Origin of the sequence: Brevibacillus halotolerans (genome assembly GCF_026891775.1) — a bacterium.
In the GTDB taxonomy this organism is placed as follows: Bacteria; Bacillota; Bacilli; order Brevibacillales; family Brevibacillaceae; genus Brevibacillus_B; species Brevibacillus_B halotolerans.
This window is the reverse complement of the sequence record NZ_JAPTNK010000002.1, coordinates 1-22,728: the sequence shown is the minus strand read 5'-3', so window position 1 is coordinate 22,728 and position 22,728 is coordinate 1. Positions and strand designations below refer to the sequence as shown.

The 22,728-nt window shown below is 40.1% G+C and carries 28 protein-coding genes, 1 rRNA gene and 1 riboswitch; of the genes, 3 read left to right on the top strand and 26 right to left on the bottom strand.

The window, feature by feature from the left end; genetic code table 11:
- Positions 1–48 precede the first annotated feature (48 nt).
- The 16 genes from O0550_RS02945 to O0550_RS02870 form a co-directional block, all read right to left on the bottom strand.
- Positions 49–642, bottom strand: a complete 594-nt coding sequence (locus O0550_RS02945) for a hypothetical protein (protein ID WP_003336617.1) — start codon at positions 640–642, stop codon at positions 49–51.
- 334 nt (positions 643–976) lie between these two features.
- On the bottom strand, positions 977–2,119 hold the full coding sequence (locus O0550_RS02940; protein WP_258425606.1) for an N-acetyldiaminopimelate deacetylase: 1,143 nt from the start codon (positions 2,117–2,119) through the stop codon (positions 977–979).
- Positions 2,120–3,340 (bottom strand): aspartate aminotransferase family protein, encoded by a 1,221-nt coding sequence (locus O0550_RS02935; protein ID WP_258425605.1) that lies wholly within the window; start codon positions 3,338–3,340, stop codon positions 2,120–2,122.
- Between the two features lie 74 nt (positions 3,341–3,414).
- Entirely contained in the window at positions 3,415–4,125 is a 711-nt protein-coding gene (gene dapD, locus O0550_RS02930; protein WP_003336613.1) for a 2,3,4,5-tetrahydropyridine-2,6-dicarboxylate N-acetyltransferase, read from the bottom strand.
- A 135-nt stretch (positions 4,126–4,260) separates the two neighbouring features.
- A riboswitch (Lysine riboswitch) is annotated at positions 4,261–4,445 on the bottom strand.
- A 74-nt stretch (positions 4,446–4,519) separates the two neighbouring features.
- A complete protein-coding gene (locus O0550_RS02925; protein ID WP_003336612.1) occupies positions 4,520–4,786 on the bottom strand; it encodes a hypothetical protein in 267 nt (88 codons plus the stop codon).
- A 131-nt stretch (positions 4,787–4,917) separates the two neighbouring features.
- Positions 4,918–5,118, bottom strand: coding sequence for a hypothetical protein (locus O0550_RS02920; RefSeq protein ID WP_003345545.1), 201 nt, complete (start codon positions 5,116–5,118; stop codon positions 4,918–4,920).
- 140 nt (positions 5,119–5,258) lie between these two features.
- Positions 5,259–6,431, bottom strand: a complete 1,173-nt coding sequence (locus O0550_RS02915) for a WG repeat-containing protein (protein WP_003345547.1) — start codon at positions 6,429–6,431, stop codon at positions 5,259–5,261.
- A gap of 316 nt (positions 6,432–6,747) precedes the next feature.
- Positions 6,748–7,491 carry an amino acid ABC transporter ATP-binding protein gene (locus O0550_RS02910; protein ID WP_022584256.1) on the bottom strand — a complete coding sequence of 248 codons (744 nt, stop codon included), beginning with the start codon at positions 7,489–7,491 and terminating at the stop codon, positions 6,748–6,750.
- Between the two features lie 15 nt (positions 7,492–7,506).
- On the bottom strand, positions 7,507–8,187 hold the full coding sequence (locus tag O0550_RS02905; RefSeq protein ID WP_003345549.1) for an amino acid ABC transporter permease: 681 nt from the start codon (positions 8,185–8,187) through the stop codon (positions 7,507–7,509).
- Positions 8,188–8,202: 15 nt separating this feature from the next.
- A complete protein-coding gene (locus tag O0550_RS02900) occupies positions 8,203–9,030 on the bottom strand; it encodes an amino acid ABC transporter substrate-binding protein (protein WP_003336607.1) in 828 nt (275 codons plus the stop codon).
- Between the two features lie 113 nt (positions 9,031–9,143).
- The gene (locus O0550_RS02895) at positions 9,144–10,382 is read right to left on the bottom strand and encodes an MFS transporter (protein WP_258425604.1); all 1,239 of its coding nucleotides are present in this window, start codon (positions 10,380–10,382) and stop codon (positions 9,144–9,146) included.
- A 139-nt stretch (positions 10,383–10,521) separates the two neighbouring features.
- Positions 10,522–10,836 (bottom strand): YbjQ family protein, encoded by a 315-nt coding sequence (locus O0550_RS02890; RefSeq protein ID WP_003336605.1) that lies wholly within the window; start codon positions 10,834–10,836, stop codon positions 10,522–10,524.
- A 79-nt stretch (positions 10,837–10,915) separates the two neighbouring features.
- The gene (locus O0550_RS02885) at positions 10,916–11,065 is read right to left on the bottom strand and encodes a hypothetical protein (RefSeq protein WP_022584253.1); all 150 of its coding nucleotides are present in this window, start codon (positions 11,063–11,065) and stop codon (positions 10,916–10,918) included.
- A gap of 179 nt (positions 11,066–11,244) precedes the next feature.
- Positions 11,245–11,655, bottom strand: coding sequence for a phage holin family protein (locus O0550_RS02880; protein WP_003336602.1), 411 nt, complete (start codon positions 11,653–11,655; stop codon positions 11,245–11,247).
- Between the two features lie 64 nt (positions 11,656–11,719).
- On the bottom strand, positions 11,720–12,496 hold the full coding sequence (locus tag O0550_RS02875) for a HipA family kinase (RefSeq protein WP_003345555.1): 777 nt from the start codon (positions 12,494–12,496) through the stop codon (positions 11,720–11,722).
- A gap of 147 nt (positions 12,497–12,643) precedes the next feature.
- The gene (locus O0550_RS02870) at positions 12,644–12,859 is read right to left on the bottom strand and encodes a hypothetical protein (protein WP_035319185.1); all 216 of its coding nucleotides are present in this window, start codon (positions 12,857–12,859) and stop codon (positions 12,644–12,646) included.
- 207 nt (positions 12,860–13,066) lie between these two features.
- On the opposite strand from O0550_RS02870, the gene O0550_RS02865 reads away from it, so the two are divergent.
- On the top strand, positions 13,067–13,303 hold the full coding sequence (locus O0550_RS02865; RefSeq protein ID WP_003345559.1) for a hypothetical protein: 237 nt from the start codon (positions 13,067–13,069) through the stop codon (positions 13,301–13,303).
- 70 nt (positions 13,304–13,373) lie between these two features.
- Here the strand turns inward: O0550_RS02865 and O0550_RS02860 are convergent, their stop codons facing one another.
- The 7 genes from O0550_RS02860 to O0550_RS02830 all read right to left on the bottom strand — a co-directional run bounded on the left by O0550_RS02860 (position 13,374) and on the right by O0550_RS02830 (position 19,597).
- Positions 13,374–14,471: a glycosyltransferase gene (locus O0550_RS02860; RefSeq protein WP_035319186.1), complete on the bottom strand. Its 1,098-nt coding sequence runs from the start codon at positions 14,469–14,471 to the stop codon at positions 13,374–13,376.
- A 20-nt stretch (positions 14,472–14,491) separates the two neighbouring features.
- On the bottom strand, positions 14,492–15,313 hold the full coding sequence (locus tag O0550_RS02855) for a glycosyltransferase family 2 protein (RefSeq protein WP_096885945.1): 822 nt from the start codon (positions 15,311–15,313) through the stop codon (positions 14,492–14,494).
- On the bottom strand, positions 15,303–16,169 hold the full coding sequence (gene rfbD / locus O0550_RS02850) for a dTDP-4-dehydrorhamnose reductase (RefSeq protein ID WP_003336596.1): 867 nt from the start codon (positions 16,167–16,169) through the stop codon (positions 15,303–15,305). The genes O0550_RS02855 and rfbD overlap by 11 nt, the downstream gene beginning before the upstream one ends.
- 27 nt (positions 16,170–16,196) lie before the next feature.
- Entirely contained in the window at positions 16,197–17,252 is a 1,056-nt protein-coding gene (gene rfbB, locus O0550_RS02845; RefSeq protein WP_258425603.1) for a dTDP-glucose 4,6-dehydratase, read from the bottom strand.
- Between the two features lie 14 nt (positions 17,253–17,266).
- Positions 17,267–17,722, bottom strand: coding sequence for a dTDP-4-dehydrorhamnose 3,5-epimerase family protein (locus O0550_RS02840; protein WP_003345570.1), 456 nt, complete (start codon positions 17,720–17,722; stop codon positions 17,267–17,269).
- Between the two features lie 23 nt (positions 17,723–17,745).
- Positions 17,746–18,480: a sugar phosphate nucleotidyltransferase gene (locus O0550_RS02835; RefSeq protein WP_003345572.1), complete on the bottom strand. Its 735-nt coding sequence runs from the start codon at positions 18,478–18,480 to the stop codon at positions 17,746–17,748.
- A 160-nt stretch (positions 18,481–18,640) separates the two neighbouring features.
- Positions 18,641–19,597, bottom strand: coding sequence for a glycosyltransferase family 2 protein (locus tag O0550_RS02830; RefSeq protein ID WP_258425602.1), 957 nt, complete (start codon positions 19,595–19,597; stop codon positions 18,641–18,643).
- Positions 19,598–19,859: 262 nt separating this feature from the next.
- On the opposite strand from O0550_RS02830, the gene O0550_RS02825 reads away from it, so the two are divergent.
- Positions 19,860–20,555 carry a glycosyltransferase family protein gene (locus O0550_RS02825; RefSeq protein WP_003336591.1) on the top strand — a complete coding sequence of 232 codons (696 nt, stop codon included), beginning with the start codon at positions 19,860–19,862 and terminating at the stop codon, positions 20,553–20,555.
- A 142-nt stretch (positions 20,556–20,697) separates the two neighbouring features.
- On the opposite strand, the gene O0550_RS02820 is transcribed toward O0550_RS02825, so the two are convergent.
- Positions 20,698–21,396 (bottom strand): class I SAM-dependent methyltransferase, encoded by a 699-nt coding sequence (locus O0550_RS02820; protein ID WP_003345576.1) that lies wholly within the window; start codon positions 21,394–21,396, stop codon positions 20,698–20,700.
- 167 nt (positions 21,397–21,563) lie between these two features.
- Between O0550_RS02820 and O0550_RS02815 the strand changes: the two genes are divergently transcribed.
- Positions 21,564–22,127, top strand: a complete 564-nt coding sequence (locus O0550_RS02815; RefSeq protein ID WP_003336588.1) for a class I SAM-dependent methyltransferase — start codon at positions 21,564–21,566, stop codon at positions 22,125–22,127.
- A gap of 79 nt (positions 22,128–22,206) precedes the next feature.
- Here the strand turns inward: O0550_RS02815 and O0550_RS02810 are convergent, their stop codons facing one another.
- Both O0550_RS02810 and O0550_RS02805 read right to left on the bottom strand, forming a co-directional pair.
- Positions 22,207–22,329: a hypothetical protein gene (locus tag O0550_RS02810; protein WP_258425601.1), complete on the bottom strand. Its 123-nt coding sequence runs from the start codon at positions 22,327–22,329 to the stop codon at positions 22,207–22,209.
- Between the two features lie 291 nt (positions 22,330–22,620).
- A 23S ribosomal RNA gene (locus tag O0550_RS02805) occupies positions 22,621–22,728 on the bottom strand; the annotation flags it as partial.

Here is a 22,728-nt window from a genome sequence, read left to right as displayed (position 1 = left end):
ACCATTATATCATCAGGTAGCTAATTTTGAAAACGGTGGAAGAGCATTTTATCTCCCTACTGTAAAGGAATTCTCTCCCACAACGATCATGTTTGCATCCTTTTCTTTTTTCATTGTTAGCTGTACTTTATACGTACCGTTCTTTTTTAACTTTGTGGAAACAAAGGGTTGGGAGAAGAAGAATCCGCCATCGCGTACAGAGTAGGATTTCTCCTTGCTGCTATCCACCACATTGCCATCCGGACCGATAATGTTGACTTTGACGCTCATATCCTTAGCATCAATGATATTATCTACCTCTACATATACGCCAAAGTTACGCGGAATGTTTTTTTCCAGAAATCCTGTTACGGGATTAGTCAGCACAATATCATTATTTTTGTTTTGCTGAACTCCTTCAAGTACCATAATATTGACATTCGGCTTATCGATGAACAGTTTACCTGTCTCTCTATCATAAGTAGCAAAGCCACCAAGGCTAGTAATCAATTCTTGCGTCATATCAAGTGTTGAAGCCGTAACCTCTATTTTAGTATTGCGCTCTCCATTGAAATATGTACGTATGCTGGTATCTCCCCATGCAGTTGTAGCTGTAGCTGCAACAATGACAGTTGCAAGTCCTGCTATCCATTTCTTTTTCATCACAATTCCTCCATCAATCATAATATATAGAAAGCCGAAGCTTATACTTGTATGCTTTCAGATCAAAAGGATATATGTTCCTTTTTGTTTTCTTTATATCTTAGACGCATTATTTCTTAAATAGTTGTGGTTAAAAAAGAACTTTTTTACCTTCATCCACAGTATCCACAGTATGTTCTCAAATTTTATGCACAAGTGGATAATAGTGATTTGAAGCTAATTCTGATAGCAAAGCTTCCTTTTCTCATTGATGACTTAGATTAGATTGTGGATAACCAATCGGATATTTGTACATATAGCAAAAGACGACCCACAGGCCGTCTTTGGTTGCTTTTTAGTTGTTTTCATTTGACATTGCATTTTCATATTGGCGAAAGAAACGGGTGACGATTTCGATTGCATGCTCGATAGCTTGTTCGTTTGGTTCTAGCTTAGCATGGTGCAAGCCATAAGGAGTGTCTACACCGAGCCAAAATAAAAAGCCAGGGATTTCTGCCAAAAAGTATCCGAAATCTTCACCGGTCATCGCTTCGGTGCACCGAACCAATGTAACATCATCCTGACGATCCAACCAGCTCATAAATCGTTTGGACAGCTCTGGATCATTATACACCTGACAGTACATGGCACCATAATCAATTGTTGCTTCACAATCGAAGCCTATTTCTATCCCTTGGACGATCGCTTCAATCCGCTGTTTAATCTTACGCATCGAACCCTGAGACAGCGTGCGAATCGTTCCTTCTAGTCGAGCTACCTCGGCGATAATATTTTGCTTTGTACCGCCTTCGATTTTACCTACCGTAATTACTCCAGCATCTAACGGATTTACATTTCGAGCAACAATCGTCTGTAATTGGGTCACAAGCTGTGCCGCTACAACTACCATATCATTGGCGAGATGCGGATAAGCTGCATGCCCCCCCTTTCCCTTCACCTCAATAAATAATTCTGAAGTGTTGGCAAAGAAAACTCCTTCTTTCATTGCAATGGTACCGACTGGATATTCTGGTGCGATATGCAGAGCAAAGATAGCATCGGGCTGATAGCAACGAAATTCAGGGCTGGCTAGCATTGGTTCCGCGCCGCCTGGTCCCTCTTCTGCTGGTTGAAAAACAAACAATAAATCGTCTTCAGCAGGACTTTTGGCAAACTCACTTAGGATGCCAAGCCCTATAGCCATGTGTAGATCATGTCCGCATGCATGCATATAGCCCTGATGTTGGGAACGAAAATCATAGCTGGTCTCCTCTTCAATCGGCAGTCCATCCATGTCAGCACGCCAAGCTAGCATTCGCTTCGGAGATGTCCCGTTTACTTTAACTAGCACACCTGTTTTCCAAGTTGTTACCTCAAGATGCTCCTGAGGTAACTGGGCAATAAATGAAAGCAAAAACTGCTGCGTTTTAAACTCGGCAAAACCAGGCTCCGGGATCTTGTGCAACTCACGGCGAATAGCTACAAAAGGGGGTGTCATTTACATAACCTCTCCCTTCACGCGGGCCGCCTGCTCTAACACGTCGCGGAAACACACCATAAGGCGGTCGATCTCCTCGCTGGTTAGGGTGAGCGGAGGCAATAGTCGAATAATCGTTTTCTGCGTAACATCAATTAAAAAGCCGGCCTCTAGCATCCCTTGTTGGATATGGCTAACCTCTTCTGGAGCTAGCTTCGTCTGAATGCCGAGCATCATGCCTTTGCCTCGAATATCAGATAGAAGCTGTGGATATTCATCAACTAAATGAGCTATACGAGCCCATAAATACTCTGCTTGCTTTTTCCCCTCTTCAAGCCATCCATCTACCAGCAGAGCTTCCATAACCGCATTGCCCAATGCTGCACTTAAAGGGGAGGGGGCAAATGTTGTCCCATGGTCTCCAGGTTTGAAAAGATTCGCCAGTTTTTCTCCAGCAATCACCCCACCAAGCGGCAATCCACCGCCGACACCTTTGGCAAATAAGATAAGATCAGGTTCCACAGTCGTATGCTGGTAAGCAAACAGTTTACCAGTTCGCCCCATACCTGTTTGAATTTCATCCATAGCAAATAGCATGTCATGTTCTTTACACAGAGCAAAAGCTGTTTGCAAAAAGCTCTCCGAAAGCGGAATAACTCCACCCGATCCGAGAACTGGCTCCATTAATAAGCAAACAGGTGAGTACGTCGTAATAATCTTTTGCAATCCTTCTATATCACCAGGAGCTACCTCATATACAGGAAATGCCGGCAACGGGTAATCCTGATAAACATGAGCTTGTCTTGTAAGCTTGACAGCTCCAAGCGTCCTACCGTGGAAGCTATTTTTTAGCACAACAATCCCAGCATTCTCTTTTCCGGTCATTTTGGCCCATTTATGCACAAGCTTGATCGCGGCTTCTGTTGCTTCAGCTCCTGAGTTACTAAAAAAAACTTTTCCCGGAATCGTATGCGTAACTAACTGCTCTGCCAATGTGATGGCTGGCTTGTTCAAAAAAATGTTGGAGATGTGCAAGAATTTCTCTCCCTGTTCTACAAGAGCTTCTACAATTTTGGGATGAGAGTGGCCCAGAACAGAGACAGCCAGACCAGTAAACAAATCAAGATAAGCTTTTCCCTCTGTATCAAGTAAATAATTGCCCTCTCCCTTTTCAATTGCAATCGGCAATCGTTTGTAGGTGGACATCAAATAGGTTTCATCTTTTTGTAGCCAATCCGTCATGGGAAGACGCCCCTTTTATTCAGCACAATCAATGACTAGCTGATATGATATATATCTTACAGTTTCTTACACGCTTATAGCTGACGTAGTTCTTGCATAATCTCTGTTTTGGATTTGGTTTTTGCATCAATTTCTTTTAGGATTCTTGCCGGTGTCCCAGCCACTACTACGTTTGCAGGAACATCCTGTGTTACAACAGCTCCCGCAGCAACCACTGAGCCTTTACCAATCCGCACACCCTCTAAAATAACAGCATTTGCTCCAACCAATACATCATCCTCAATAATTACAGGTGTGGCAGAAGGCGGCTCGATAACACCCGCTATGACAGCTCCTGCTCCAATGTGGCAATTATTACCAACCGTACCGCGTCCGCCAATAATAACGCCCATATCGATCATAGTACCTTCTCCGATAGAAGCACCGATATTAATTACTGCACCCATCATAATTACTGCATTATTTCCAATGTGTACTTGATCACGAATGATAGCACCTGGCTCAATACGCGCTTGAATTTCCTTTGTATCTAGCATCGGGATTGCAGAATTGCGACGATCGCTCTCTACCACATAGTCCTCAATGCTGTCCTTATTGGCTTCAAGCACAGGCTGTACGTCCTTCCATTCGCCAAACAATACACCTACATTGCCTGTAATAAAGGTTTTTGTATTTTGACCAAAATCAATTCCTTCTAAATTTCCCTTTACATGCACCTTCACAGGCGTCTTCTTCTCGCTCTTTTGAATAAAGCTGATAATTTCGTGGGCATTCATCATGTTCATCGAGTGTTTCCTCCTACCAATTTGGTTTATGTAATCGCTATTGCAAAATTACTGTTTTGAAAAAAGAATAACCCCTTGATAAGCAAAAAAGCAACGAGTGGATTCGCCTACTCATTGCTGGTTCTACCTTGGCAACTCATAAATAGCGCTCCACGAAAGGCGCACCTTTCATGACAAGACGTACGTTATTCACGTACACCCCAGCCGTAGATTGCCGGTCAGCAACGACTTCGGCGCATTGACCTTTTATCCTGTCCTCATCGTCCCGGCGATGTAAAGCAAACAGGATGACTCATCCGCTGCGCACCTCTATTTTGGATTATTCCTATATAATTTTCACTTCACTTTATCAGATAAACCCTTACCTGACAACCGCTTTGTACAAATGGATTTTTTAAGCAAATCGGTATAAAAGAAAAATCGAAACGGGTACGATCACAAAAGCCGTAGCTACAATCCCAACCCAACTGATCCATTGCTTTGATCGTTCACCAATTAATAAATGAACGAAGCTAAAATAGATGGGAAAAACGCCTGTACCAAAAGCAACTAATAAAAATAAAGTGCTAAATTGTTCTCCTCGGTAAAAGTTTAATCCATAGAGGAGCCAGACAAACCAAACAGCTAATAACACAAGGCCAATAAGATATGGTTTACGCATGGACGCTCTCCTTTTAAAAAATTGACAGCTTCGAAGCCTTTCCATTTAGTTATAACATACAATTCAGGAAATTTAAAAATTACATAAGTAAAAAAGCACCCCTTAAGAGGAGTGCTCCAACCATTTTGTGTTTACATATTCTGATTACTTTTTGCCTTTTTCTGCTGTGAGTGAGGAGTCTCCTTCATAAAGCTCGTATCGTAATCAACCCATACATGCTCCTCATCGTGCTTTGTTGTATCCTTCATAATTCCTTTATACAAGTAGTAGAACAAGATGAAAGAGAAGACTAAGACCCCTATGATCGGATACATAGCAATGCCGATTTCCATGGTTTTATATCCCCTTTCCAAATCATTACCAATATTATACTTTATTTAACAGAACATTCAAATGACTTTAGACACATTTTAGACATATTTTATTTCACAAAAAAGCTCTCGCTACCAATATCGCGAGAGCTTCGGCACAATTAATCCAAATCCCCTGGAAACTCCTTCATTACAGAGCTTTTCCAAATGATTTCACCTTGTTTATTGACATAACAAAAGCTATATCCTTGTTCGTCATGTGTTACCACATAAGCCAAACCGTTATGAAATACACCGCCCGATTCAAATTGAGGCTTAATTACCATTTTTCCTTGCTTGTTGATAAATCCATATTTGCCATTCACCTTAACAGAAGCAAGTCCCTCGGAAAAAGGCAATGTACGTTCATAAGTAGGTGGAAGTAAAAACTCACCTTTTTTGTTAATATAGCTTGCTTTAAAATCCCCATCCACAGCAACCATCACATCGGCTACTCCTTCTGAAAAGCTCCCAGGCTCAAAACCCTCTGGTTTCACTACCTCCTGACCCTGCTTGTTGATGAGACTATATCCCTTCTTCTCACCCGCATAGACTAGGGCCAGCCCTTCTTGAAATGGATTCGCAATTTGATAAGTAAAAGGAATGATGACCTTTCCTGTTTGATCAAGATAACCTGCTTTTCCATCCTTATAGGCTACAGTGGTACCTTCTTGAAAGCCCCAGACAATCTCATATTCTGGTTGAATCACGATTTGTCCACTCTTATTGATAAAACCATATTTATGATTTTCACCTATAGCAGCTAGACCATTTTGAAAGCTACGAGCAAATTGGAACTTGGCTGGGATCACCATCTTATTTTCTTTATTGATAAAACCAAAGCGATCCCCTGCTTTAACAGCAGCTACTCCTTCTGAGAACGAATCGGCTTCCTCATACTGAGGTGGGATTACAAAAGAGCCATGCTGGTTGATAAACCCGTATTTCCCATCCTTCTTAGCAACGGCAAGCCCTTCATGAAACTCACCAACCACTTCAAATTGGGGAGCAATGACTACCTTTCCCGTTGCATCAATAAAGCCATGCTTATCTTGATCCTGTATAGAATATAGGCGAACTTCTTGTTTATCCTCGACTGAAACAGATTCTTCTGTACCGGCGGATTTGGTTGTTTGTGTGCCTTGTTGACCAGCGCCTTTAGTCTCCTCGGACACCTGAGCTACATATACCGGTTTCTCAGCCGCCTGCAAAAAATGCTGTGAACCTGCTGCATGTATGAATGGTAGACAAAGAACTGCTACAATACCTGTTTTTGTCCATTTTGAGATGTTCATTACTCTCCACCTGCTTCCTCGAATTTCATATTGTTATTGAAGAAGAGACATGTCAATTTACTAAGCTACTTGCTATGTATTCTTTCCATAAAAATAAGTGCTACCTATAAAAAGCTGTCTCGGACTTTTGTGCTCGTCTTTTAGGCTTTCCTGTTTACTTATTTATTAGACGTACTTAGATGCCAAAACGTTTTCATCTTTTTTTTACCAATTTCTCTTACATCTTGCCTTATATACAGTAACCCTACCCCTACTATTTAAATTAAAGCTCGATCTTGGTAAAAAAAAACACTGGAATAGCTCCAGTGCTCAATCGTTATGCTTGTATGCGCCGTAAAAATTGTTGCGTTCGTTCGTTTTTTGAATGCTCAAAGACTTCCTCAGGAGTCCCCTGTTCCAAAATGACACCGCCATCCATAAAAAGGATACGATCGGCTACATCTCGTGCGAAATTCATTTCATGGGTAACGATCACCATTGTCATTCCCTCTTCTGCTAGCTGTTTCATCACCTTCAATACCTCACCAACTAATTCCGGGTCTAGTGCAGAGGTTGGTTCATCAAACAGTAGCACTGCTGGATCTAGTGCCATCGCACGGGCAATACCTACTCGCTGCTGTTGTCCCCCAGATAGCTGATGGGGATACATGTTCATTCGATCAGCAAGACCCACTTTTGTAAGCATTTCCTCCGCTCTCGCCTTGGCTTCTTCCTTCGAACGTTTTTTTACAATAACTTGTCCTTCGATGACATTCTCTAGGGCTGTCATATGCGGAAAAAGATTATAGCTTTGAAAAACCATGCCTGATTGCTTACGAATAGGAAGCAAATCCTTTTCCTTCATTTTGGTAGCAGGTGTAAAGTCAAGACGTTGATCTCCTATTTTCATGCTTCCCAACGTAGGTATTTCCAAAAGATTCATGCATCTAAGCAATGTAGTCTTTCCAGAGCCTGAGGGGCCTATGATAACGACTGCCTCCCCTTTTTTAATCGTTACAGATATATCCTTTAAAACATCAATTTGTTGAAAGCTTTTATGAAGTCCTTTTATCTCAATCATGATGCTTCTCTCCTCCTACCTAGCCATACGGCGTTCCAGACGATGTTCCACACGGCTTTGCAATGCTGATAATATCGTACTGAAAAACAGATAGATAATCGCGACCTCACAATAGAGCACCAAGGGTTCGTATGTCATCGCAGTAATCTGTTGCGAAATCTGAAACATCTCTGTCACTGTAATAGTAGCGGCTAGAGAGGTATCCTTCACTAGACTAATAAACGAATTACCAAGCGGTGGTATCGCCACACGTAGAGCTTGAGGAAGAATAATTCGGCGTCTTGCCTGATTTTTGGTCATCCCAATTGTATAAGCCGCTTCCCACTGCCCCTTAGGCACTGATTGAATAGCTGCACGGATCACTTCGGAGTTATACGCTCCTACACTCAAAGAAAAACCAATAATGGCAGCCGGAAATGGATCAATAGTAACACCTAGCTTTGGTAGGCCATAGAAAATAATGAATAATTGCACTAATAATGGAGTACCTCTGATAACCCATACATAAAAGCTGGAAATTCCATACAACAATTTATTCGTTGATAAACGAGCAATCGCAGTAAAAAAGGCAAGTATTAATCCAATGATAAAAGAAACTAGTGTAAGAGGTATCGTGAACAAAATTCCCGCCTTTAACAGCGGGAAAAATGAATCCACGATAATACCGATAATACGATCAGATTGTTCCACTTCCATTCAGTCCTATCTGTATTATTTGGAGACGTCTGCACCAAAATATTTCTCGGATATTTTCAAATAAGTACCATCAGCCTTCATCTCTTTTAACGCTTTATTTACTGCTTCAATTAGTTCAGGATGTTTGCCTTTTGCAAACATCATTCCATTTTCAGTAGCGTTAGGATGCTCGGCTGCAATTTTTATTTTCACATCAGGCTTTTGTTTCTTAAAGTCGAGGAAAGATAGCCCATCGTTAACAGTTGCATCTACTCGCTTGGACAATAAAAGCTCAATAGCCTGATTAAACCCTTCCGATTGTACAATTTCAGCCCCATTCTCTCGTGCTAGGTCTGTTAAATTACTTGTGAGGGTTTGCGCTGATTTTTTTCCTTTTAAATCTGCAAAAGTCTTGATTTCATTATTATCCTCATTAACAATTAACACCGCTTTTGACACGATGTATGGGTCGGAGAAATCAAATTTTTCTTTCCGATCTGGTCGTATACCCACCTCATTTACAACCATTTCAAAGCGATTTGCTTCCAGTCCTGCAATCATGCCATCCCATTTGCTTTCAATGAATTCAGGTTCTACCCCGAGACGTTTTGCAACTTCACGAGCGATTTCCACATCAAAGCCTGTTAGCTGTCCTGTAGAATCATGGTAGGTGAAGGGTGCGTAAGTGCCTTCTGTACCAATTCGAATCTTCCCAGCCGTTTTGATCGCTTCCAAGGAGTTTTTCGCTGTTGTGTTTCCTCCTTGCCCGCCTGTGGCCCCCTGATTAGATGACCCACAACCAGCTACAAATAGAGAGAGCGCTAAAATAGAAACAAGTGCAGTAGAGTACCAAGCTTTCTTCATTTGTTAAACCCCCAGTTATCTTATCGGATTTTACCCCTTTGAAAATCATAGTAACATTTTAACGACTTGTCAATAATGAGTAAAGCAAATTTTTGCATGAAATGTATTTATCATTATTTTGGTTCATTCTGTGATCCAAGATGTGTTACCACTAGGTTTTGTCTTTTTCCGTATAGGTATGTAAGTAGCCCCGTACATACCGTGAAAATACTCATTAGGATAAGAAAGGGGGAAACCCCAATAAAATCCAGGCTTGCTGATGTAAGAAGCATAGCGACCTGAATAATAATCCGGTCCACGATTTCTTTAAAACTAAAAAATCGTCCCTGGACCATTTCGGGCAGCCTTTTTTGAAACACGGTAGTTACCATCGGAAAAATAAAGCCTAGAGTAAAACCGAGCAATCCAAATGAAAGTAGCACCATCACCGGACTTGTACTAAATGACATGCCCCATTCTGCAATTCCGATGACAACTACAAGTAAGGAGGATACTCTTACTAAGTTTACTTGACTTACCAATTTTTGTACAAAAACCCCTGCAAGAAGTACACTTGCTCCTTCTATCGCATAGATATATCCCATAATCGTCGAGGAATCTTGAAGTTTTCCAAAGGCTAAAACCAATAAATTAAATCCGCCTAAGAAGAGTGTCACTACCCCAGTGCTAATCAGCCCAACGGTTACCGATGGCTCTTTTTTCATTATTTCGAAAACTTCTATAAATTTCAATTTTTCTGTTTGCTTACGTTTATGGTGTGACTTCGGAATTCGCACAAATAGCACAATAATTACTAGTATAAGAAAGCCGATAACCGCCCCCATAGTAACCGCCTGCATCGTAAACACTGTTAACAGTAGCCCCCCGACGGCTGTACCCGCAATTCTAGCCATGGTAGCAATGTTCATATACAGTGTATTTGCAGAGAGGAGATTAGCCTCCCCAACCAATGCCGGCAAGCCTGCCCGTACGGTTGGCAAATACATGGAACCAGCTACTTGATTCACAATTAACGAAGCAACTAGCCAGCCAATGGAGGTGTAACTAATGGCCAAATACATAAAAATAGGGGCCAAACACCTCAAACAGGAGGAAGCAATCAAAATCTTTTGCTTATCATACAGATCAATCATTTTCCCTACAGTTGGTAAAAATAGAATGCTAGCAAGCATCCCTGTCATGAGTAACAGGCCTGTTCCCAAATTGGTTTTCATTATCTGTGACATAAACTGTAGATTTAGCAACAGACAGACCCACATGGTAACTCCAGCAACAATTTCTCCTGACATTAATAACAGAAATGACTTGTTCTTGTGAATAGGTTGAATGGTAACCAGCTCCGTTATGTACATGTTGTATATTAACTTAATTGTAGTGATCTGAGCTTGTTTTGCAATGGCTGATTTTCTTCAATTTTATTTCATAAATAAAAAAGCCCTCTTCACGGTCGCAAAGAGTGGCCTTTCTTCCAATACGATTTAACAATAAAAATTACCGAATCCGAACAGCCGTTCCAGAAGCAACAACCATCAGCATACCGTTACCGATCGTTTCAAAATCTAAATGAATACCGATAACTGCATTCGCACCTATTTGAGCAGCCTTATCCTTCATCTCGTTAATGGCAATCGCTCTTCCTTCTGCTAGCTTATTTTCATAGGCACCGCTTCGTCCGCCTATAATGTCTCGGACCCCTGCCATGAAATCTCGAACAATGTTAGCAGCCATAATTGCTTCGCCTGTTACAATATCAAGATACTCCTCGACATCTCTACCCTGAACAGTATGTGTTGTGGTTATTAGCATGTTGTCCTCCTTAAGCTGTTAGATATCTTGTCTTAACAAGTATTACGTTTCGTAGTGGCTGGAGGTTTCAAATTTGTTTTTATAAACAATCTCTTCTAGCTGGAATCACAATGGTTTCTGTTGCATTTTGAACCTCTACAATAATGGGTTTTACATCTGAACTACCACATATCGGGCACCTTTGTTGATCATAAAAAATACTGCAGCAATGAATGCAAGTAAATTTCATCTGTCACTCCTCCTCCCAGTACGCTGTATTATACGCTCTCTTCCTTAAAAAAACTGTCTCTTTTTGTAAAACACACGTAATAAAATATTTTATCGTAAAGCTCTTTCTCTTATGTATGAACGAGGCAAGGTACTTTGTGCATGGACAAAGTACCTTTGATCGCTGAAACCAAAAGATAATCATTTCTTTTTGAGCTTTTTTACGCTTTCCAGCGCTCGCAATAAAAAATCGGGCACAGGCAGACCCAGCCGATGACAGTTTTCGATAATAGAAATCCCTTCATTCCCAATCATAAATAAAATGATTGTATCTCGTAAAAACCCTTGATTACTTCCACTAATTAAATCCAATTGGTTGGCTATAATGATAAAAGCAAACATACCAACCTTTTTAGCTATTCCTCGAAACCCTTCCTGGCTACTAAGCGACCTGGTATACCATGCAGCAAGTACACCCGTTATATAATCGACAACGATAAAAATGCAAAATGCCGTAAACAGCTTATCTATGCCACCCACTAAATAGGTGAAAATGGCAATTACGGCCCCAGTCCAAACGAGATGAGAGCTGTCTTCCCCCGAGTACATCATATTTTTAGCTACCTCCTCCTGCCTGTTGGCTAGGTATAAACCGAGGTACCTTTCTTTTCTTATGCTATATCTTTCCCTGATATTCCAATAACCAGCGTTCCACCAAGTGATGTAAGTTTTTTTGTCGATTCAATAGAACACGTTCAGCCTGCTGTTTTTGCGTCAGACTTAATAAAGAACCTGGAATCCGTCTTACTGTTTGTTTTATAAGCACAGGTGATAGTCGTTGAATCTTTTGAATAAACGGCTTTACTTGACTGTATTCTTGGATATAGTGGGTAAGACCCCGCAAGTAGTGATGATTATAGAGGGCAACATGTTCCCACTGCTTGGAATACCATGGAATTTTGCGAAAAGTAAAGGTTCCCAACAGAGACATACTATGATCAATAGCATAAAAGTCATATGCTTTCTGAGTAGGGAAAATTATGATGTTCTCATTATGGCGATCTACATTGACAATCCAAATATCAAAGACGAATAGCTCTATCAATCTTTCTGGGGATTGCAATTCGTTGATAGCCCTTGGCCCTTTTCGCCGATAGAACTCCTCCCAGCTATAAAGACGGCCTTTTCTTTTTTTATGAGACACTATGCCCCTTTTCCCTTGAATGGTGACCACTTCGATTTTTGCTACTGAGATGCCTAGCTTGCGAGCAAGTCGATAGGAAAGTAACTCCATAGCTAAAACAGGACCAAGCCTTTTTGCTGTACCTCTATTCATATATTTAAAAAATCCAATTTGTCGGTTTCCTTCCCTTCCTTTTCTAACCTGCCAAACAGGGCCTAAAGGGCGGTTATATTTTTGAACAGGTACCCAGCTTATCCCTGGCTTTCTCATAGCCATGACTCCTCTATTTATTATTATTTTCCTGCTGTAAGGTTTGGCACGGCTTATTCTCTACGAAAGCATAATTGATTGATCATCCGATTGTGGAAACAAAAAGCCATCGGCTACAGCCAATGGCTCCTTGTTACGTACACAAATTTACTTCTTAAAACCTTTATGTCTGGCATGAACCACTAGGGTTTCGCCTGGATTTAAAATCACTGTTACATGGCGATGACGACATTTTTTACGGGGCTTCTCATGATTCGTCCATACTGAACTAGTAGAGTTTTCCCAAGGAAGATCAGAATGACTTTCATGATGATGAGGATGACGATGATGACGCTGTCTACACTTGCAATGTTTTTTACTCATAAAAACACCTCCTACTGTGATACTTTAGAATATGAGTAAAAGATAAGCATTGCTTGGACGATAGAAACAGTAGATATGACCAATTTATAACCTCTCCTAAAGCACCTGATTTTCTCTTTACCTCATCATGCATACAAAAAAGCTCAGTAACACACACTTATGATAAAGAAACGGTCTTAACCGAATCAGAATGATGAGGTGAAAAAAATGAATGGCATGGAATTAGTGGAATTCTTACGAGAAACAGAAAATAAAATGATGCATATTCATAGAGCCATTGACCATATTAGCAATGAGCCTACCTTAAAGGAATCCGTAGCCGTTCTAACAGAAGTTATCACCGACTACCAGTCACAAACGGATAAGGTGAAGTCAACTTTAAGACATATGGATGTTAATCCCCATCAAGGGAAGCATCAAAACGAGGATGATAGCGAGGAATAATGATTTTTCCTTCAAAAAAACAGCGCTTTTCTCTTTATTACGAGAAGCGCTGTTTTTCCACTCTTTCAGTTTATGAAGGAATGGGAATCCCCAATTCTTCCAGACGATTGGTTAGGTAGGTACGATTGCTCAGAATAATTGGATCTGTTGGTCGGTATGCTCGTGCCAATTCATTATGTTTGTATGCCTTCTCAAACTGTTCTAAGCGATCATAGCAAACACATAGTTGCAAATGTGGGAGCCAGGTCCAGCATGCTTCTTTCCGGAATCCCCACGATTTAGGTTTGGATATTGTAGTAGCGAGATCATACCAAAAAAGCGCCCTTTTCGGTTCATTTTTTTGTAACCAATAATATCCTAGCCGACAGCATGCCTCAGCTCGTGGCAAGCCATATTCCAAACTTTTTAATGCATACTTGATTTCTTCTTCTGGAAGCTGTAGTCTCTCATAACAGAAGCATAGCTGCTCGAGTAGCATCCCCGGTTCCTCTACAGGTGGTAATTCTTTATTCACAAACTTCTTATAAATCTCGATAGCCTCTTCATATCTTTCATGATCCTTTAATTCATTGGCATAATAATATTTGTCCCTCGGGGATAATAAAATCCCATCTGCTATCGCACTTTCGTATAATTGCAAATTTCTGTTATGAAATTTTTGCTCACGTGGACGATGGGTAACGGCAATATCAACTTCAAAACACTTAGCATAGGAATACTGAATATACTCATGAACCATGCCTATCCAGGAATGCTTATGGGTTCGCTTTATCATTCTTTCACGAGAATAAGGAAGAATGATATTGCCAAATTCATCTTTACTAGTATGATAAGGCATGATGATTACATCAATACTCGGGTCAATTTTATGCTTATAGAGCTGTAGTTTTTTCCGATCAATTTCCTCCAGTACATCATCTGCGTCCATCCACATAATGTAATCCATGGTAGCTTGCTGAAATGAAAAATTACGTGCTTTAGAAAAGTCATTCACCCATTTGAAGTGAAAAATCTTTTTGGTAAACGCCTTCGCTTCCTTAATCGTTTTGTCAGTGGAACCGGTATCCACAATAATAATTTCATCAACTACTCCCTTGACAGAACGAAGACAACGGGCGATTGATTTTTCTTCATTTTTTACAATCATACATAGGCTGATCGTAGCCATACTTCACCCCCCACTCTCAATTACAAGGGCTCGACATGCTTTTGCGGATCAAATGTACCCACCCGTCCCACGATAAGGTTTGGATTATATCCCTGTGTCTCTAGCTGATGTATGCTCATAGGAAGTTGCCATTTTTCTATAAACCGCCTTGCGTTCTCCCAGGAATAGTCTCGGTACTTCACTTTATTTACTAAAAAGGAAGCATGGCCAAAGTGATAAATAAATACATCATTGGCAACCCATAGATTTTTCCCAAACAGACGAGCGCGTAGACAAAAATCATCATCCTCATAGTTGGCTGGATGAAAGCGTTCATCCAATCCGCCAATGTGCTCAAGCAGACTCCGTCTAAATAATATGCAATGGCCTACCAGCTTTCGACTATAGAAGCCTTGATTGGCATAACGTTTGGTCCAATCAATTGCAAACGAATCAACTGTAGCAAGCTCTACGATTTCTTCTGTGCTAATTTGCTGTCCAGGAGATACATTATTGGAACGGGGTCCAACCATACCTAATGACGAATTTTTATTTAACCAATTTATAAGTAATTCGCTCCACTGTGGAGTGACCAATGTATCATTATTTAGCATGACAATATACTCGCCCCGTGCTTCTCGAAATCCTTGATTATTGCCTGCTGCAAAACCACGATTTTCACCATTAGAGATAACGACTGCATGAGGAAGAGAATTCAGGTAGGCAACCGTCCCATCAGTCGAGCCATTATCAATACAGATTAGCTCATAATCTTTTGTATGCTTTTGAATACTTTCCACACACATTTTCGTAATAGGTAAGCCATTACGTGTCAAAATTACAATCGAGAGGTTAGGAGTCATAGCTCTCCTCCTTTATAGCCATACAATCTAGGCGGTACGCATGCAATGCATCACGCCAATGCCGAAGAAGTTGAAAATCCTGTAAACGAATAGCCATATGATCCATCACTGAATAGACGGGTCGGGGGGCAGGACGCGGAAAATCCTGCGTTGTTATGGGGACAACCTTTACTTTTTGCTGAAATTCGGCAAATATCGCCTCTGCAAATTCATACCACGAGCAACTCCCTTGATTGGAAGCATGGTAGATACCGTAACACTCGCTTTTAGCTAGCTGCATTAAAAATAGTGCCAGATCAACAGTATAGGTAGGGGAGCCAATTTGATCAGTGACAACTGAGACTTCTGTCTGTTTTTGTCCAAGCTGTATCATTGTCTTCACAAAGTTATGACCGCTTTTACCAAATACCCAGGAAGTTCGAACAATAAAATGCTTGTGGCATAAGCATCTTGTCAATTCTTCCCCGGCTAGCTTACTTTTTCCATAGACACTTTGCGGATCAGGACGGTCAAATTCAACATAAGGCTCACTTCCCTTGCCAGAAAATACATAGTCTGAGCTAATGTAAACCATTTTGGCACCTATCTCTTGCGCAGCAAGGGCTACATTACGAGTGCCCCACGCATTAACTGCATAGGCCTGGTCAGGTTCGCTCTCAGCCTGATCCACATTGGTATAGGCTGCAGCATGAATAATAACATCAGGCTGATAAGCCTGCACCTGCGCTCTTACCTGATCCAATTGTGTAATATCTAATTCCTGTCGACTGTATCCCTTTACATGATCCATGTCCTGTGAGCATGCAACCAAATCTTGACCTAGTTGCCCCTGTGCCCCAGTGACCAGCACTTTCACACTGCTCCCTCCCTTTTTGCTCCTACGCTAATGGGTATGGTCATGAATGATATGACCATATTGTTGCTTATAATATTCGCGAAAAGCTCCTGATTTAGCTCGCTTCCACCATTGTTCATTTTGCTGATACCAGCAAATCGTATTAGCAAGACCTTCTTCAAAAGTATGAATCGGCTCCCAGCCTAATTCTGTTCGAATTTTGGTGGAATCAATAGCATAGCGGCGATCGTGCTTCGGACGATCCTTGCTAAACTGAAGCAAATTCTCTTCACGATGTAACTCACGGAGCAATGTTTGAAGCAAACTCAAATTCGTCCATTCATTATTGCCGCCAATATTATATACTTCGCCGGGCTTGCCACTATGCATAACAAGATCAATAGCTCGGCAATGGTCCTCTACATGTAACCAATCGCGAACATGTAGTCCATCGCCATAAACAGGAATGTTTTCATATGCAATTGCATTGGTAATAGCGAGTGGTATTAATTTTTCTGGAAATTGATACGGTCCATAATTGTTAGAACAACGTGTGATATTTGTATACATATCATAGGTTTGATGATAGGAACGGACTAATAAATCAGCTGCTGCTTTGGAGGCGGAGTATGGGCTATTGGGGGCAAGCGGAGAATCTTCAGTAAACAATCCAGTCTCGTCTAAAGAACCATACACCTCGTCGGTAGATACTTGAAGAAACTGTTTGATTTTATATCGTTTAGCAAATTCTAGAAGCACCTGCGTACCGGTAATATTTGTTTTTACAAAGTAGCTTGGGTCTGAAATACTTCGATCAACATGCGATTCTGCTGCGAAATTAATAATAAGATCAATTGGAGTCTCATCATCAGAATATAAAGCTTTTTCTCCTGACAGAAGCTTTTCGACCAATTTCTTGTCATAAATAGAGCCTCTCACGAACCGATAATGAGGATGTTCCTCAATATCCTGTAAATTCTCTAAATTACCGGCATATGTGAGATAATCCAAGTTAATGATTTTATAATGGGGGTATTGATGCAGGAGATAATGAATGAAATTACTCCCAATAAATCCCGCTCCACCTGTCACCAATACTTTCATAAATGACTTCCTCCTTATTTAAATACCGTGTTCCAATTAAAATTAATGGTTTTATCATCATAGGCAATTCGATATTCATCTGGATCTTTGGGATCATAAGAATTGTTGGTTAAATAAGTAATGACGGCTGGCTGTTGCCCTAATACTCGATATCCATGTGCCACTCCTCGCGGGATGAACAAAGAGATTAAATGATTCTCACCCATATAATACACGTCGGTCTTTCCTTTAGTCGGCGATTCGTCTCTTAGGTCATGCAAAACGACCTGAGCATTGCCGGCGGGGAAGAACCAGATATCATCCTGCTTTTTATGATAATGGAACGCTTTAATCACACCTGGATATGTCAAGGAGGCTGATAATTGACCGAATTTTTCCAACAGCAAGTCGTCATCACGCCATACCTCCATAAAATACCCACGATCATCCGCAAACTTAATTAGCTTTTTGACTTTCACGCCTTCAATCAAGCTTTATCTCCTCCTCAACCTATCTATTCTCCTTCTAACTTATCCAGTTCTAAGGTGGCGGCTAATTGGTTTGCGTGTAAAATCGAATGGTGGGTTCCAGCATCTGTCCACCATCCCTGAAGTACATCATATGTCATCTCATTTCGCTCAATATACGCATTATTCACATCAGTAATTTCTAATTCTCCACGGGCAGAAGGCTGTAGGGTTTTAATAATGTCAAATACCTTCCAATCGTACATATATATACCCGTTACAGCAAATTGGCTGTCTGGGTGGGACGGTTTTTCTGTGATGGAAACAATTTTTCCTTCATCCAACTTTGGTACACCATAGCGCTCAGGATCAACTACCTGCTTTATCAGAATATTGGCTCCGTACCCACGTTCTTTAAACCTCTTCACATAGTTGGAAATATTATCAGAAAATACATTATCACCTAAGATAACCGTAATCAGCTCTCTATGTGCAAAATCCTCCGCCATTCCTAATGCTTGTGCAATTCCCTTGGGTTCATCCTGTACCTTATACGTGAATTGCATATTAAAATCTACTCCGCTTCCCAACAAATTTACTACATCTCCCATATGCTCACGGCTCGTGACAATTAATACCTCATGAATGTCCGCCTGTTTTAGCTTATGAATGGGGTGATAAATCATTGGATATTTTCCAATCGGTAACAAGTGTTTATTGGTAACCTTTGTTAAGGGATACAATCTAGAACCTGTTCCGCCGGCTAAAATAATTCCTTTCATGTATCGGCCTCCCTAAATCGTTTGACGTTCAGGTCAATCATGTATAGCACCGCTCAACATATCTGCACGATATGTTATTGTATGCTTACAGATAATATCCGCTCACGAAGTAAAGAATTCCCGCTTTAGCCCTATCACGAAAGCTGCACCATCAAAGATTTCATTGGGGCCCACTCTTCGTAGCTTCAAATAAATGCGCAGTAATTTTTTCTTGGTAAGCACGTAATTCTAACGTATCATCTGACTCCCGATCCGGATCAGTAACATAGAGTGCGCCATGAATAAATCGAAGTGTATTAACATAGGCCTTGATCAGCATATCTTTTTCCTGTAAATATCCAAGCAATGGTGCTGCATGTAAGACCAGATGTACCAAATCAATAGAGCCGCCAATGATGATATCATGTTGCTTGACTTGTTGAGCAGGATGCATGCGGAAATAGCTTAATGTATCCGTCATATAAACCCCTTTTCCATTTCGTAGCAACACGATCCAAGAGGCCATATCCACTGTGCACGTATATTTTCTATCTAATAAGGTTCCAAACGGTTCTGTTAAATATTTTTTTCGAAATAATACCGTTGTCGGCTCTCCAATGAAATTCCCCCACTGTAAACCAAGTAACATATTAATTAATTGATCACCATCTAAAATTGTATCCTGTAAGAAATCTGTTTGGGTTTCTGCGATATCAGGTTGAATGGCACCAGTCTCATTGATAATTGCCCGTTTAGAAGTGACCAAAGCGATCTCTTCTTGATGATCCATTTGAAAATAAACCATCATCCTACTAATTTTCTCTGGGTGAAATAGATCATCATCCATCAAAAAATTGATATATTCCCCACTTGCCAGCTCCAGTAGCTTTAGGTCATTTTCAAATTGCCCCAAATTTTGCGGATTTTTGGAATAGATAAGCTGTGGATGCTTCTCCAAATAAGGTTTTATTAGTTGCTCGGTTTCATCGTTCGTGCTGTCATCCCCTACGATAATTTCCAAATTGGAATAATTCTGAGCTAAGGCACTTTGCAATGCTAGTTCGAAATAATGTGGTCTATTATAAGTAGGAATCAGAATACTTACCTTTGGGAGCTCCTTAGAATCATCTTTTGTCACAAGCTTTCCCTCCTTTTCTAAACGTTTACCACCTTTACTAATGTATGTAATTGGGCAGAGACGGTTCTTTGTCAGGTGGAAGAAAACGAATAGGAGAAGGGAAGAAAATTCTCTAGTGTCGATTTTTCTTTAAGTGGAATATGGTAAGAGAAGGTATACCCTTGCTTAAAAACGCAATACCAATCAGCTTCGTATCATTCGGGAAGTAGTTAGCTATTAATCGGAAAAACACGCTTTTCCGTTAAAAAAGGAGAAATACGCAATGGAGAATAGACAGCTTTCTTTCGCGTTTATTAGTTGCGTGAACGACGAAGTCCTCTATAAAGAATGTTTAAATCACATTAGTCAACTATGGGTTCCCCCTGGATTCTCAGTGGAAATTATTTCGATTTATGATGCAGTTAGCATGACGGAAGGCTATAACAGGGCAATGCGACAAAGTAAAGCTAAATATAAGATCTATTTACATCAGGATACTTACATTATGAACACTAGGTTTTTAGTTGATTGCCTCAAGGTTTTCATGGATAAAGAAGTTGGAATGTTTGGAGTAGCAGGTACTAACGATCTCCCTCCCTCAGGGGTTTGGTGGGAAGGCAGTAGGCCTTTTGGAAAGATAATGGCTTATATTAACTCCTTTGGTCACCACAACTTTGGAAATGTTCCCTATCCTTTTCAAGAAGTCACTAGTATTGATGGAGTTATGATGGTAACTCAATATGATATAGATTGGGATGAGAAGATAAACAACTTCCATTTTTACGATGTGTCTCAATCAATAGCTTTTCGTAAAGCAGGATATAAGGTCGTCATCCCTCATCAAGAAGAAAGCTGGATCCTCCATTACTGTTTCGACGACATTAATTTTGAGGAATACAATAAAACAAAATCTATTTTTCTCGACCATTATTCCTTTGAGGATTGGAAGGACTTTAATTCCCCTTCCTCTACAAATTAAGAAAAACATAAAGCATGATTATACCTCCTCTTTTTCGGTCAGATCACCCTTTACTTATGGAATAAAAAACATTTTTAATCATGTAATCTACAAAAAAGAACCCATCTCAGGGTTCTTTTTTTGATGTTTATATACATAAGTCTTACATACCGGAAGAAGCAATCACATAACGGATATACGTATCTCTTTCAGGATCATTTTCATACATTACACCAAGTCCGTTTTCACTCGTTACCTTTTGGAAGGATAAGTTCAGACTACTATCCCGTAAAAAATCCTCAATTGCTGTAAGTACCCCATTTTTCGGGCCATTTTCAAATGCTGCATTGTATAAATTGTGATTTATTCCTCCTTCTTCCGCTAATTCGGACTGTCCCGGAATCATCCCTTTTAATGCATATGGCTTCAAATATTCGGCAGGGATCTGCTGTGGATTATAATACATATCACGACGACCGTATGGCCAATCTACATCATGGAAGAAAACGAGTGGAAATTTACCTGTTTTTTTGGAACGTTCCTCAATTGCTTTTAATTCAAAATAGACTGTATACCAATTATGATCACCGTCAATGAGTACCACGTCATATTCGGAAATCTGGGGTAATGCATCGTGACTAAGTAAACGAATCACTTCTAAATGTTTACCAAACGCATTTTGAAAAGCATTTACATCAAACTTAGGTAGTGGATCTACAACATACACTTTTGCATTAAGCCATTTGCAATATTCCAATATTCGTATGGTATTGAATCCGTAATCTGCACCAATTTCTACAATATTTTTTGGCTGTTCCTTTAGTAGTATAGGCCTAATAATTTTTTCCCAAAAACGATTCATTATTCCATCCCTCCTCTCAACAGAATATTCTTCAGATGCCATTTGATGAAAAATAATTAATATGAAGTAAGCATTTTTACACCTTCGAATTTTTTATAGAACTGACACCCTCCTATCTTTTCTTCATATAGATAAAGAGTAAATAAGCTTTTCAAGGAGGTTTATACATGCGTTTTTGCATAAAGCATTTTGTCCGGCTATGCTCAGAGGAACTCCCTCTCCTAGATCCCATCTATGAGTTTGGTTCCTTTCAAGTCCCTTCTCAAGAAATTTTTGCAGATCTTCGTCCCTTTTTCCCCGGTCGCACCTATATTGGATGCGATATGAGAGAAGGCCCTGGTGTAGATCAAATTTTGAATTTGCATAACATAGATTTACCTGATGAAACAGCAGGATCAGTACTTAGCTTAGATACATTTGAGCATGTGGAGTATCCGCGTAAAGCCATAGAAGAATGTTATCGTATCTTAAAACCTAATGGTGTCTGCGTTATCAGTTCTGTTCTTGATTTTCCAATTCATGATTATCCTTCCGACTATTGGAGATTTACACCAGAAGGATTCAAGAGCTTACTACAAGCTTTTGAGACCGTCATAGTGGAATCGTTGGGGAACCCTGAATTTCCTCATACTATAGTAGGAATAGGTGTAAAAGGGCCCCTAGCTGGTGATATAAAGGAGCGTTTACTAGAAAAACTTAGTCATTGGAAACGAACCTCTGATATAACGTAACTGTATGTATATGCCTTTTGATTAAATATGCAAAAATGCGCTTGTTCCTAATTGAACAGGCGCATTTTAATATATTGATTTAATTATTTTTCTTTAATAAAGTTGATTCCTTGAGCAATTCCTCACGAATTACTTGCTTTTGCCAGGCAATTTGCTCTTCTTTCTTTTTCGGACGTTCCATTACCACTAATTTTCTCGTCATAAAGTTCCCTCCTTTTTTATTACTTTCTCCTATTCACTTTACCCAATTTTCTGAGAATAACAACTCGGGTGTTCTAATTTTCACATAAATGTAATAAGTATTTGATTTATTTGTTTCATTGCTACTTTTGCATCTTGTTAGATTTTCTAAATACCTTTATTATCATTTGGTGTCTTTTTATCTAAGGAAATATGAATCTCATACAAATAAAAAACGTCCTTTCCTAATCAAGAAAGAACGTTTAGCTTTATTCTTTGAAAACTAGATAATGAAAGTCAGCATAAAGGCAATGTGGATAAGTCCTCGACCGATTAGTATTCGTCAGCTCCATGCATTACTGCACTTCCACACCGAACCTATCAACCTCATCGTCTATAAGGGGTCTTACTAGCTTGCGCT